Genomic DNA, 11,903 nt, shown 5'->3' with positions numbered 1-11,903 from the left:
AAATTAATTAGCTAGGCACGAGAAGATTCAAAAAGCATAGATTAAGATCCCCGACTTTTTCTAAGCTAGCAAAGGTAATCTGCAAATTCACAAAAAAAGTCGGGGATCTCTGCATTTACAGGTTTCCTTTGATGACCTACTTAGTGAAGTCACGCATTAGCCGAAAATAAAGTCATGACGATCGCTACAGAACAAGCTAAAGCTAAAATTTGGACTGATGAAGAGTTTATGGCTCTGCCCGATCGCGGTGATCGCTATGAAATTATTGATGGGGAGTTGGTAACTTTGGGTAACTCTGGCATGGAGCATGGGAATATCGGCATATTCCTCGGCGGCTTAATCGAAATTTTTGTCAGACAACACCGTCTTGGTGTTACCTGCGACTCAAGTACTGCTTTTAAAATGAAAGGTGGTAACAAGCGATCACCTGATATTTCCTTTGTAAGCAAAGAACGTCTAACGGGGCTAAAACGTTTGCCACAAGGATTTTTTGACGGTGCGCCAGATTTAGTTGTGGAAATTATTTCCCCCGGAAATACCTTTGAAGAAATTCATACCAAGGTTGAAGAATATTTTGCAAGTGGAACGCGATTGCTATGGATCATCCATCCCGATGAAAAATTTGTACTGGTCTACCATAGCCCCCAACCCGATCGCCTACTGCGTGGTGATGACATTTTGGATGGCGAAGACGTAATTCCTAATTTCAAGGTTGCTCTCAGTGATTTATTTAGAACCCTAGATTTTTAACATCGAATTTTCGAGGTGAGTCGTCATGATTGCCATTCCTAAGCCTCTTGAAATAACAACAACTCACACTGAGCAATCTCGACCTATTGCCGAACAAAGGATCTGGCTCGAAAACATCAGTTGGCAAACCTTTGAGCAATTGCTGGAAGATATAGGCGATCGCCGCAGCACATTATTTCATTACATCAATGGAAACTTAGAAATTATGTCGCCAATGGCGCTACATGAGCGCAGCAATCGGTTTATTGATGATTTAATTCGGGTACTGTCCGATGAGCTAGAGATAGATTTATGTAAATGCGGCTCATTATTGATGCGGATTCCTGAACTCAAGATTGGCGCAGAACCCGATTCTTGCTATTACATTCAAAATGAGCCAGCAATTCGTAACCAAGCAGTAATTACGATGGGACAAGATCCGCCACCAGATCTAGTGTTAGAAGTCGATATTACTAACCCTAGCGATCGCCGTTTACCGATCTATGCACAACTTCAAGTCGCTGAAATTTGGATCTACAACGGCTATAACTTAGATTTTCTAGGCTTAGAGAATGGCGAATATCGCAAAATAGAACATAGCTTGTCTTTTCCTAACTTACCTGCGGCAGTGGTAGTAGAGTTTGTGCAGAAGCGATTTGAACTAGGCGATCGCCAAACCCTCAAGGAATTTCGGCAATGGGTAAGCGACAATCTTAAAAAAAGCTAGAGGCTAAGCTAGCTTGGTTAAAAAAGCCTGTTAGTATATTAAGTAATAAAAATTAATATAACTTTTTAAGATACTTTGTTTTTAAATCCTGACAAGGTTGAACTAGAGGAGCGCACCTTAGCACGTTCTACATCAACAGTTCAGGCTTTACCCTTAACTGCAAATGTTCCGTCTGCGTTTCCCCAATACTTATCGCAATACTTACTTTCCCTCGCTTCCTTAGTGCAGCATTGGCGAGTTTGGTTTGCGGCTCTATTTTTAGTATCCGTACCTGTCTTTTTTGAAGCTCCCCTTGTGCGCTATGCCCCTTGGTTGAGCATGATTTGTACTGTCGGTTGGCTAGCGATCGCCAAGCATCTTCAAGCAGACCCAAAAACTAAAACATGGGGCAGCTTGATCTGGGGTTTTAGCCTCACTTGGTTATGTGGCTCCCTCTATTGGGGCTGGTTACGTTGGGAGCCAGCCTATCATGTGCCTGTTGAAGCTTTGGCTCTACCTTGGGCAATCTGGGCAACTCGTCAAGATGCTTACCGAGTTGGCGGGTGGTTCTATATTGGCTCATTGTTAGGAACTGCGATTACCGATTTCTATTTCTACATCGCAAATCTTTTTCCAAATTGGAAAGCTTTGATGCAAGTTGAAGCCAATATCAGCCTTGCTCAACCAATTCTAAAAAGTGCTTTAGCTCTAGTAGAAACACCTTGGGGAATGACTTGGGCTTGTGCTTTAGCAGCATTACTCTTGATTACTGGTAATCGAGCCATGCGATCGCCCGATCTGGGTTACTGGGCTTTTGGTGGTGCAGTGCTAGGTACGATTTTTGTGGATTTGCTATTTTTTAGTGTTGCCATATTGGGATAAAAAAGGAGTCGCTAAGCGACTCCTTTTTTATCCCAATATTTTTTGCCAAATAAAAACCCAGCGTTGGTGCGCTGGGTGCAGTCAGTTTAAGGCTTCATTGATAAGTAGATTACTTGAGTAAGTTCTCTTTCCACCTCACGCGATCGGGTGAAAAAAATAAATAAAGGCGGCACTTCGTGCCGCCTTTATTTATTTGGTTTTTGATTGGAATTGTTGTAAAGCAATAACTTCAATCAATTGGTAAGGAATCTACTTTTTTAAATTCTCCATTCCAAGGTGCGAAAAATGGCAAAAATAGCATCCCTGGAAGAGCTAATACCAAGGTAAACAAGAAAAATAACGCCCAACCCTTGCCATCACTGCCAGCTAGCCAAAGGTTTTGATTAATTGCTGTCCATGAGGGCATGTTGCGCTGAATAAACTGGGCTGATTCTCCTGAAAATGGAGAAGCTAATAGATCGCGTCCAACCGCAAATAGACTCGATAGCAAGGCAAATTGAGTTGCCGAAAAACTGGGATTGCATAACACCATCAGAAATCCTAAGAAACCTGCGGTTCCTAGTCCACCACAAAAATTCTCGACATTAATCGCAGCAAGTAAAACATAATCATTTTTGCCTACTACAGAAATTGCGTAATAGCCGATATTGCTAACCGCCTGTAGGATTCCGAAAACCCATAGCGATCGATTGACCCCAATTTTGCTCAGAATAGCTCCCCCAGTCAAGGTTCCGACAATTGTAGCAACCAGTCCAATACCCTGCCGCACTGTGCCAATCGTGCCATCATCAAACAGGGTTTTTAAAAAAGGAACAGCCATTTTCCCCACCATCGCATCACTAAACCGATAGAAGATCGTGAATACGAGAATTAATAAAACTTTCCACAGCCCCAATCGTTGAAAAAACTCTTGAAAAGGCTTAACTACAGCTTCATCTAAAGTTGCAGGACGAGCATGAGCCTCTGGTGGTTCAGGGGCAAGGATCGTAGCAATTATTCCAAAGCTCATCACGATCGCTAGCAACACATAGACCCAAGCCCAGCCAAATTTACTCAGGCTTAAACCAGTAAATCCGTTATTAAATAGAAACTGTGAAAGCGGCGACTTCCAACTTAATCGAGTTGCTAAATTAAAACCCACAAAGCCTGCAAATAGCAACGCAATTCGATATCCCATTACCCAAATGCCAATCCCTGCACCCACTTCCTGAACTGCTAATACATCAGTCCGATAAGCATCGATCGCAATATCTTGAGTGGCACTGAGAAAAGCAAGCATCAACGCCGCGATCGCCAACATTGGTAAAGCAGCATTACGACTAGCCAAATCAAGCTGGTCAATTGTAAACATTTGTAAGGCGATCGCCAAAATAGCAATAATTAAACCGCCCTGTGTTAGTAAAATCCACCCCCTACGCCGCCCTAAAAAAGGTGGTACAAACCGATCAATTAATGGCGACCATAGAAATTTGAGCGAATAGGGTAGTGAAACTAAGCCCAGCCAACCGATTGTACTGAGGTCAAACTTAGCCGTAGTAAGCCATGCCCGAAATGCATCATCGGTGAGAGCATAGGGTAGCCCTGACACAAATCCTAGTGATAAAAGCGCCGCCATTTTGCGACTCTGAAAAACTCGAAAAAATTGGGCGATCGTATTCATACTTGCGGATTAGACTACAATATATATGTAAGCGGAGACGAAAGTTTCCGTTCACTCCTCACACCACATTCCGCCTGAGCTTATGAGCAGCAAAGGCGGTTTCTTATTTTTTGCCTATAAGAGGCAAATTTTGGTATCGCCTGAGCTTATACGTATTAGCAGCAAAAATATTTTCTTATTTTTTGCCTATAAAAGGCAAATTTTGGTGTCGCCTGAGCTTATACGCATTAGCAGCAAAAATATTTTCTTACTTTTTGACTATATAACCAATTTTGGTGTCGCCTGAGCTTATACGCATTAGCAGCAAAAATATTTTCTTACTTTTTGACTATATAACCAATTTTGGGGTTGGCTGCGCCGAAGGCGCAGCCAACCCCAAAATTGGTCTCATAATATTGCTTTGTAACACTTGCAAAGCTATTGCGCGTAATTAAAAATTGGCAATCGCTGCGAAGAGTTAACTCAATGGTTGAGTGTGTTGCTTAACAATTCTGGTTTTTAGCAAATATGTGATTCTAGCTGTTATACTACCTACACATAATTTTTGAAATTAAAAGTTTTTAGTATTTAGGGAGTTAGCAAAGCATGTCATCAGCGATCGCCGTCACAGATGCTAGCTTTGAGCAGGACGTACTTAAAAGTGACATCCCTGTTCTAGTAGATTTTTGGGCCCCTTGGTGTGGACCTTGCCGTATGGTTGCACCTGTAGTGGAAGAAGTTGCCACACAATATGAGGGCAAAATTAAAGTTTTCAAGCTTAATACCGATGAGAATCCTAGAGTAGCTGGACAATATGGCATTCGCAGTATTCCCACGCTCATGTTATTTAAGGGTGGTCAGCGTGTGGATGTGGTTGTCGGTGCTGTCCCTAAGACAACACTATCGACGACAATCGAAAAGCATTTAGATAGCTAAAGATTTTTCCTTCTCCAAAGCAAAAGGGGCGCTTAGCGCCCCTTTTGCTTTGGCATTAATATACTTGACGCACCAAATCTCTAAAACCCCCTCTAACTCCCCCTTCCCAAGGGGGAGAACTTAGACTTCCCCCCTTCCCAAGGGGGGACTGAGGGTGGTGAAAATTTACACGGTGTGTCAAGTATATTAACGCCTTTGTTTTGGAGAGATAATCTCAAAGCGCTATATCTCTATATCTATAGCTGCTGTCGCCAGTTTTCTTAGGAAACAAACCTAGGAGGCAAATGGCGGCGCGAAGCGCCGCCATTTGCCTCCTAGGTTTGGAGTTGTCCTAATATAAGTGTTGATAGCTATAATTACAGAACTACCAACTAATTTACTGAAACTAGTAGTGTCACAATCCAAGATTGTCGAAATTTTATCTGAGGACGAGTTACGCCGCACGATCAATCGTCTGGCTTCGCAAATTGTCGAAGCTAGCGGTGATCTCTCTAATGTGGTCTTGCTCGGTGTTTATACTCGTGGTGTGCCACTAAGTGTGGCGATCGCTAAGCAGATTCATACCCTTGAAGGGGTCTTAGTGCCTACAGGCGCATTAGATATTACTTTTTATCGGGACGATCTCGACAAGATTGGACTGCGAACACCTAGCAAAACTGAGATTCCCTTTGATCTCAATGGCAAAACGATTGTTTTAGTCGATGATGTTATTTATAGCGGAAGAACAATTGGAGCAGCCCTGAGCGCAATCCATGATTACGGTCGTCCCAAGGTTGTGAGGTTATTAGCTCTGATCGATCGCGGTCATCGTGAGTTACCCATCCATCCTGATTATGTAGGACGGACTTTGCCAACTTCTAAGGATGAGCAGGTCAAAGTATTTTTGAGCGCCGCAGGGGATGGTCGTGATGGCGTTGAGTTAATTAAACCAATCGGTTAGTAAGTAGCTCGGCATAGTTATAGCAAATAAACAAAACCCAGATAGCCAAATCGCCCGCTAAGCAGGCGATTTGGCTATCTGGGTTTTAAGTACTTACCAACCTTTAACGAAAAAGGCGCTTGTAATGCGAGCTATATAACTGCGATCGCCCTTTTGTAATCTTATTTACATGGTTTAAAGCAGGGCTAATCACAAATAGAGTTGTTCTAGTTAAATTCTCTTTTTGAGTAACTGAAGCCATATCTGCAAGAGGAACCGTCAAAATCTTTTCATCTTCCCAACCTAAGCGATAACAAATAGCTACAGTCGTATCGGCTGGATAATGTTCCATTAATTTAGCTTGAGCGTTCTCCACATGATGAGCACTGAGATAGAGACATAGAGAGGCTTGGTGCGATGCAAGGCTTGATAGTTCTTCGCGTTCAGGAACTTGAGTCCGTCCACTAATGCGCGTGAGAATAATCGTCTGTACGAGTTCAGGAACCGTTAGTTCTACCTGTAAACGTGCCGCAGCTAATTGGAAGGCACTTACCCCCGGAATTATCTCAAAGGGAATTTCCGCTTCACTGAGGGCGATCATTTGCTCCTGAATTGCACCGTACAAACTAGGATCACCATCATGTAGACGAACTACTAATTTTTGCGATCGCACCCTATCGATCATAATTTCCAAAATCTCTTCTAGGGATTTGCTTGCGGTTGGAATAATCTCCGCATCGGTGCGGCAAAATTGCAGCATTGAGTCAGGAATAAGGGAATTGGCATAAACGACCACATCGGCTTTGGTAAGTAGATTTCGCCCCTTAACTGTAATCAGCTCAGGATCTCCTGGCCCCGCACCGACAATATAAACTGGTTGCATTACAAAACCCTAAGATAAGTGTTTGTTTCCCGCCTTCGGCGGGAAACAAACACTTATCTTAAACAACTAACTGCCCTAAGCGATCGCACAATATTGTTTTAATCTCAATCTGGCGATCCGTATATTTCTGAATATAGGCTGTGGCACGTTGCGTAATTTGAGCGGTGAGATATTGGAATATTTGGCGATCGCAGTCATGCTCAACTAATAATTTATGCACAGCTTCGGCAGTGGGTAGACTTTCTATTTCTTGAATGAGGGCAAATGGTAACTGCTCATGCACGGCGGCGCGAACTAAGATATCAATTCGGGCATCAGCTAAGTGACTAGAAGTATTAAAAATTCCACCAGCAAGTTTTAATAATTTGCCATGATAGCCAACGAGAGTAAGCTCAGTTACCCCTAAGAGAGCCGCTTCCACTAACATTGCACCTACCCAATTGGCTGTCTGCACTAATTGTGAAGGTTGAAATCCTAAATTTTGAGCAACTTGATAGCCATTAGCACCGATATAAAAAGCTATCTGATGAGAATTGACCGCTTTAGCTTGTAAATCTGCACGAAATTCTGCTAGTTTATCTTCTACGGAGAGCGGCTTTGATATTGCAGAAGTTCCTAGTAATGATAGACCTTCTAAAATGCCAAAAGCGGCATTGGAGGTACGTTTAGCTAAATTTCTACCTTCTGGTAATATAAATCTAATTCTTGCTGTTAGATGATTGGGAATTAACTGCAAGAGATTCACTTCTGCTAAGTTTCTCGCTAATTGATAGATAGCTGGCTCTCCACTAGCGGTTCTTCCCAAACCCTCTCCAGCTTCTAAAATTATGCGTTCTGCACCTAAAGATTCTAACTTTACCCATGCCCAGACAGGTGTTCCTGCGGTCAGATCAAGGTTATCCCCTGGATTGCTAATGGCGATCGCAATGGCTATATTCTCATCAATAATTGCACTTTGAGAAATTTCTATGATCCCTAAACCAGATTCCAATAGATTAAGTTCGATAGAAGCTGAGTCTTTTTTGAGTATGGCAAGGATGGCGGCTTTAGCAGCAGCGATCGCAAATACAGGCAGAGTATAACCAGATTTCATAAGTGCAATTATACCAAAACACTAAATGGCTACGCCATTTAGTGTTTTTAAAACCCTGACTGGGTTTGGTTTTTAATTTATATAGCTGTCGTCATTCTTTTTAGGACATAAAACCCAAATAGTGTGAGGCGGCGCAAAGCGCCGCCTCACACTATTTGGGTTTTGATTTGTCCTGATACAGGTGGCTATAGCTATAAAAGTGTTGCCACACTTGCAAAATAAATTACAAAACCCGTAACGTTGCTCCCCGCAGGGGAGCAACGTTACGGGTTTTGGTTTGTAATTAACTACTTAGCGCTCAAAAAAAGAGAGACAGCACCTAGCACTGTCTCTCTTTTTTGCAGTTAACTTAAAAAATTAAGACTTAATCTTATCCTTGTGTTGAGGACAAGAAATAACCACACTAGCGCCAACAACAAAACCTGTATACTCTTTCAACTTCGTGAGTTTATCTGCGGGCATGGAACTACCTTGCTTGTCAAATTCCTTTTCGAGAGCATCAATTAGAGTGGGGAAAGGCACGCCTTGATCCAAAGCCTTGCAGGTTTCTGTTTCGACTAACCCGATGTATTTAATGCCATTAGTTGCATCATACATTTCCTTGTATTCAGCATTTTCTTTGACTAAAGCATCAATATCTTTAGTCTTACCAGAGGAAGGTGCGTCTGATGTGGTTGATGCGTCAGCCTTTGGTGATGCATCGGCTTTAGGAGACGCATCGGCTTTAGGAGACGCATCGGCTTTGGGTGATGCGTCGGCTTTTGGGGACGCATCGGCTTTTGGAGATTCGGAGGGGCTGGTGGTAGGAGAAGCTGAAGCTGCCACTGACGGCGAAGGAGATGTTGTTGTAGCACTAGGCTGCTGACATGAAGCTACTGCCAATGCGATGGATACAGGCAGTAACAAACGACCAGCAAAGTGTTTAAGCATATTTAATATTTAGGATTAAGATTCATCAGTCCAATAATACTACCTTAACCATATTGCACATATAGTACTTTTTGCTTCAACTTAAAATCCTTAAACCTAAAAAGTAAAATGGCAAAGCCAAGCATAGTCATCCAGCAATTCTAATTATAAAAATCGGTTTTTTGAAAGCCCGCCGTTGGCGGGCTTTCAAAAAACCGATTTTGGTGTTTCCAGCGCCGAAGGCGCTGGAAACACCAAAATCGGTTTCATAATCAGAATTGCTGATAGTCATCTCATATTTAGATTTAGATTTTGCTTGTTCTTACAACACTTTGCGCTCACACGCCAACCAAGAGATTTTTGGAAAGTATTGCAAAGTAACACTTTCCAAAAATCTCTTGATGGATCATTTCAAACCCCAAAATACAAGTAGCGGCGCTACTTGTATTTTGGGGTTTATGTCCCAAGGAAACCTTTGGTTGCTATGGGTGTAACTTCTAAGAATTTTATTGATGATCGCACCAAAAAGAAGAGTTGGGCTTATCATTTAGATTAGATTTTGGCTTTACATAGGTACATAAAGATTTATGTTTAATGCAACTGAACTCCTAATAGGTAACTTTGTTGATCAACTAAAGCTAGGATATCGCCGTACCTATGGTGGCTATCTACATGATTATGAAGATATCATAGGCTGGGCTGGCAACATGGCTCTGGAAAATATCGCCAATAGCGATGCGCTCTACCATAATGTCGAACATACGATCTTAGTAACCTTAGTGGGGCAAGAAATTTTACGCGGTAAACATATTCGTGAAGGACGAGTCTCGCCTGAGGATTGGTTGCATTACATCATTTCTCTTGTTTGTCATGATATTGGCTATGTCAAAGGTGTTTGCCTTCAGGATGGTAATGGTAAGTTTGCTACGGGAATTGGTGATGCGATGGTGGAGTTACCCGCAGGAGCCTCGGATGCAGGGCTAACGCCATATCATGTCGATCGCGCTAAACTATTTGTAAATCAGCGCTTTGCCAATCACTCTTTGATTAAAGCTGAGAAAATTTGCCGCAATATTGAACTAACGCGATTTCCTGTACCTAAAACTGGTGACCATCAAGATACAACGCATTTTGCAGGACTAGTACGCTCCGCTGATTTGATTGGACAACTGAGTGATCCGCGTTATCTCAAGAAAATAGGTGCTTTATTCTATGAATTTGAAGAAACTGGTGTAAATGCAGCCCTTGGATATGCCCACCCAGGGGATTTACGCCGAAACTATCCTAAGTTCTATTGGACAAGCGTATACCCATTTGTCAAAGATGCTTTGTACTATTTGTCGCTGACACAGCAAGGGCAAGAGATTGTGGCTCATCTCTATTCCAATGTGTTTGTAGTTGAACATGAAAAGCCAGAATATCAGCCATAAACAAAGGGAGGACGTGAAGTATCCTCAAACCCCAGATAAATTTTGGGAAGTGGCGCTCCGCGCCGCTTCCCAAAATTTATCTGTATTACTAAAAGCCTCAATAGGCTGTACTTACACTGTGGTTAAGAAAAAAAAGAATAGAGCATCTAGTATTTTGATCTGTCAAAAATCGGACTGTTGGCTACAGGGCGGTAAAGAGGTATATCAGCGTTTGGAGCAGGAATTGCGCGATCGCGGCTGGAGCGATCGCATCCAAATTCAAAAAACAGGATGTCAAAAGCTATGTCACCAAGCGCCTAATTTAATGATTATGCCTAATAAAGATCGTCATAGGTATGTCAAGCCATCTCAGGTTGAAAGCATACTAAATCGTTATTTTAGCTGACCAAACTGAATAGTTTCAGTTTTCCATTACAAACCGAAACCCGTAAGGTTGCGCCTCGCAGGGGCGCAACCTTACGGGTTTCGGTAATTTATTCGGTATAAGTACTTATGCCCTGTATATTTTGGCGATTGCTTTAACTATTTGCAGTAATATATAAGCTTATACTCGTTTGCCAGTACAACTCAAACCCAGTCTGGATTTTGAAATTGGTATCAGGCTAAACTAGGTTTGATAGTTTATAAGCATTTTATATAAGAAAGCGTGATTGATACTCGTCTCGATCTTTACCCTGCCTCTACAGCTCCTAATGGTTGGCCCGGACTGATATGTCGCTATGCGGATTATTTGCCAGTTACTGACCAAACGCCGATCGTAACTTTGCATGAAGGCAATACACCGCTAATTCCCGCGCTCGCTCTCAGTGAGAGACTAGGGCGTAATATCAAAGTCCTGCTCAAGTACGATGGACTCAACCCCACTGGCAGCTTTAAGGATCGCGGTATGACGATGGCGATTTCTAAAGCTAAGGAAGCTGGCTCGGCGGCGGTAATCTGCGCGAGTACAGGTAACACCTCGGCAGCAGCAGCAGCCTATGCGAAACGGGGTGGACTCAAAGCTTTTGTATTAATTCCCGATGGCAAGATTGCGCTCGGTAAGTTAAGCCAAGCTTTAATCTATGGTGCTGAAGTCATTGCGATCGATGGCAACTTTGACCAAGCTCTCGAAATTGTGCGGGAAATGTCTGAGAAATTCCCGATTACTCTAGTTAATTCTGTCAATCCCTATCGTCTGGAAGGTCAAAAAACTGCCGCCTTTGAATTAGTCGAAGCGATCGGCGATGCTCCAGATTGGCTCTGTATTCCCATGGGTAACGCGGGTAATATTACCGCCTACTGGATGGGCTTCTCGCAATACTATGCGTCTGGCAAGGCAAAGAAATTACCCCGCATGATGGGATTTCAAGCCGCAGGTTCTGCGCCTCTAGTCACAGGGCAAGTTTTTGACAAACCTGAAACAATCGCTACTGCCATCAGAATTGGCAATCCTGCGAACTGGGCGAAAGCGCTCAAGGTTCGCGAAGAAAGTGGTGGCGCTTTCCATAGTGTCACAGATGTCGAAATTCTCTCAGCTTACAAGTTCCTCGCTGGAGAAGAGGGCGTTTTCTGTGAGCCTGCTAGTGCGGCTTCGGTAGCGGGACTACTAAAAGTCAGCGATCAGATTCCCTCTGGTGCAACGATTGTCTGTGTACTCACAGGCAATGGTATTAAAGACCCTGATACCGCGATCGCTTGTGCCGAGTCCAAGTTACATAAAGGCATCGCTCCAGACATTACCAGCGTCGCAAAGGTAATGGGCTTTTAAAAAAAGAACCTCCCAACGGGAGGTTCTTTT

12 protein-coding genes are annotated in these 11,903 nt (G+C 42.9%); 8 read left to right on the top strand and 4 right to left on the bottom strand.

Annotation, left to right across the window (positions count from 1 at the left end; genetic code table 11):
* Positions 1-174: 174 nt before the first annotated feature.
* The 3 genes from H6G05_RS12600 to H6G05_RS12590 all read left to right on the top strand — a co-directional run bounded on the left by H6G05_RS12600 (position 175) and on the right by H6G05_RS12590 (position 2,317).
* Complete coding sequence (locus tag H6G05_RS12600) at positions 175-750, top strand: Uma2 family endonuclease (protein ID WP_190578509.1); 576 nt, start codon at positions 175-177, stop codon at positions 748-750.
* A gap of 25 nt (positions 751-775) precedes the next feature.
* A complete protein-coding gene (locus tag H6G05_RS12595; RefSeq protein ID WP_190578508.1) occupies positions 776-1,456 on the top strand; it encodes a Uma2 family endonuclease in 681 nt (226 codons plus the stop codon).
* Between the two features lie 75 nt (positions 1,457-1,531).
* Positions 1,532-2,317: a DUF3120 domain-containing protein gene (locus H6G05_RS12590; RefSeq protein WP_190578507.1), complete on the top strand. Its 786-nt coding sequence runs from the start codon at positions 1,532-1,534 to the stop codon at positions 2,315-2,317.
* A gap of 229 nt (positions 2,318-2,546) precedes the next feature.
* Here H6G05_RS12590 and H6G05_RS12585 read toward each other — a convergent pair whose 3' ends face one another.
* On the bottom strand, positions 2,547-3,977 hold the full coding sequence (locus H6G05_RS12585; RefSeq protein WP_190578506.1) for an AmpG family muropeptide MFS transporter: 1,431 nt from the start codon (positions 3,975-3,977) through the stop codon (positions 2,547-2,549).
* 585 nt (positions 3,978-4,562) lie between these two features.
* Here H6G05_RS12585 and trxA point away from each other — a divergent pair.
* A complete protein-coding gene (gene trxA, locus H6G05_RS12580; protein WP_190578505.1) occupies positions 4,563-4,892 on the top strand; it encodes a thioredoxin in 330 nt (109 codons plus the stop codon).
* Between the two features lie 346 nt (positions 4,893-5,238).
* Positions 5,239-5,832: a bifunctional pyr operon transcriptional regulator/uracil phosphoribosyltransferase PyrR gene (pyrR, locus tag H6G05_RS12575; RefSeq protein ID WP_322096359.1), complete on the top strand. Its 594-nt coding sequence runs from the start codon at positions 5,239-5,241 to the stop codon at positions 5,830-5,832.
* Between the two features lie 103 nt (positions 5,833-5,935).
* Here pyrR and cobM read toward each other — a convergent pair whose 3' ends face one another.
* From cobM to H6G05_RS12560, 3 genes are all read right to left on the bottom strand, one after another.
* Positions 5,936-6,694 carry a precorrin-4 C(11)-methyltransferase gene (cobM, locus tag H6G05_RS12570; RefSeq protein ID WP_190578504.1) on the bottom strand — a complete coding sequence of 253 codons (759 nt, stop codon included), beginning with the start codon at positions 6,692-6,694 and terminating at the stop codon, positions 5,936-5,938.
* Positions 6,695-6,752: 58 nt separating this feature from the next.
* Positions 6,753-7,787 (bottom strand): cobalt-precorrin-5B (C(1))-methyltransferase CbiD, encoded by a 1,035-nt coding sequence (cbiD, locus tag H6G05_RS12565; RefSeq protein WP_190578503.1) that lies wholly within the window; start codon positions 7,785-7,787, stop codon positions 6,753-6,755.
* Positions 7,788-8,144: 357 nt separating this feature from the next.
* Positions 8,145-8,717: a hypothetical protein gene (locus H6G05_RS12560; protein ID WP_190578502.1), complete on the bottom strand. Its 573-nt coding sequence runs from the start codon at positions 8,715-8,717 to the stop codon at positions 8,145-8,147.
* Positions 8,718-9,283: 566 nt separating this feature from the next.
* On the opposite strand from H6G05_RS12560, the gene H6G05_RS12555 reads away from it, so the two are divergent.
* The 3 genes from H6G05_RS12555 (at position 9,284) to thrC (ending at position 11,873) form a co-directional block, all read left to right on the top strand.
* Positions 9,284-10,126: an Npun_R2479 family HD domain-containing metalloprotein gene (locus H6G05_RS12555; protein ID WP_190578501.1), complete on the top strand. Its 843-nt coding sequence runs from the start codon at positions 9,284-9,286 to the stop codon at positions 10,124-10,126.
* On the top strand, positions 10,101-10,511 hold the full coding sequence (locus tag H6G05_RS12550; RefSeq protein ID WP_190578500.1) for a (2Fe-2S) ferredoxin domain-containing protein: 411 nt from the start codon (positions 10,101-10,103) through the stop codon (positions 10,509-10,511). Before H6G05_RS12555 ends, H6G05_RS12550 begins: the two co-directional genes overlap by 26 nt.
* Positions 10,512-10,772: 261 nt before the next feature.
* Complete coding sequence (thrC, locus tag H6G05_RS12545; RefSeq protein ID WP_190578499.1) at positions 10,773-11,873, top strand: threonine synthase; 1,101 nt, start codon at positions 10,773-10,775, stop codon at positions 11,871-11,873.
* Positions 11,874-11,903: the final 30 nt, after the last annotated feature.

This window comes from Phormidium tenue FACHB-1050, from assembly GCF_014696925.1.
Lineage (GTDB): Bacteria > Cyanobacteriota > Cyanobacteriia > Pseudanabaenales > Pseudanabaenaceae > Pseudanabaena.
The sequence above is the reverse complement of the archived record's forward strand: the minus strand, read 5'-3'. Positions and strand labels throughout refer to the sequence as shown.

Excerpts from the sequence above, each read along its gene's own strand:
- H6G05_RS12600 (WP_190578509.1), top strand. The coding sequence starts at position 175 with ATGACGATCGCTACAGAACAAGCTAAAGCTAAAATTTGGACTGATGAA.
- H6G05_RS12595 (WP_190578508.1), top strand. The coding sequence starts at position 776 with ATGATTGCCATTCCTAAGCCTCTTGAAATAACAACAACTCACACTGAG.
- H6G05_RS12585 (WP_190578506.1), bottom strand. The coding sequence starts at position 3,977 with ATGAATACGATCGCCCAATTTTTTCGAGTTTTTCAGAGTCGCAAAATG.
- trxA (WP_190578505.1), top strand. The coding sequence starts at position 4,563 with ATGTCATCAGCGATCGCCGTCACAGATGCTAGCTTTGAGCAGGACGTA.
- cobM (WP_190578504.1), bottom strand. The coding sequence starts at position 6,694 with ATGCAACCAGTTTATATTGTCGGTGCGGGGCCAGGAGATCCTGAGCTG.
- cbiD (WP_190578503.1), bottom strand. The coding sequence starts at position 7,787 with ATGAAATCTGGTTATACTCTGCCTGTATTTGCGATCGCTGCTGCTAAA.
- H6G05_RS12560 (WP_190578502.1), bottom strand. The coding sequence starts at position 8,717 with ATGCTTAAACACTTTGCTGGTCGTTTGTTACTGCCTGTATCCATCGCA.
- H6G05_RS12555 (WP_190578501.1), top strand. The coding sequence starts at position 9,284 with ATGTTTAATGCAACTGAACTCCTAATAGGTAACTTTGTTGATCAACTA.
- H6G05_RS12550 (WP_190578500.1), top strand. The coding sequence starts at position 10,101 with ATGAAAAGCCAGAATATCAGCCATAAACAAAGGGAGGACGTGAAGTAT.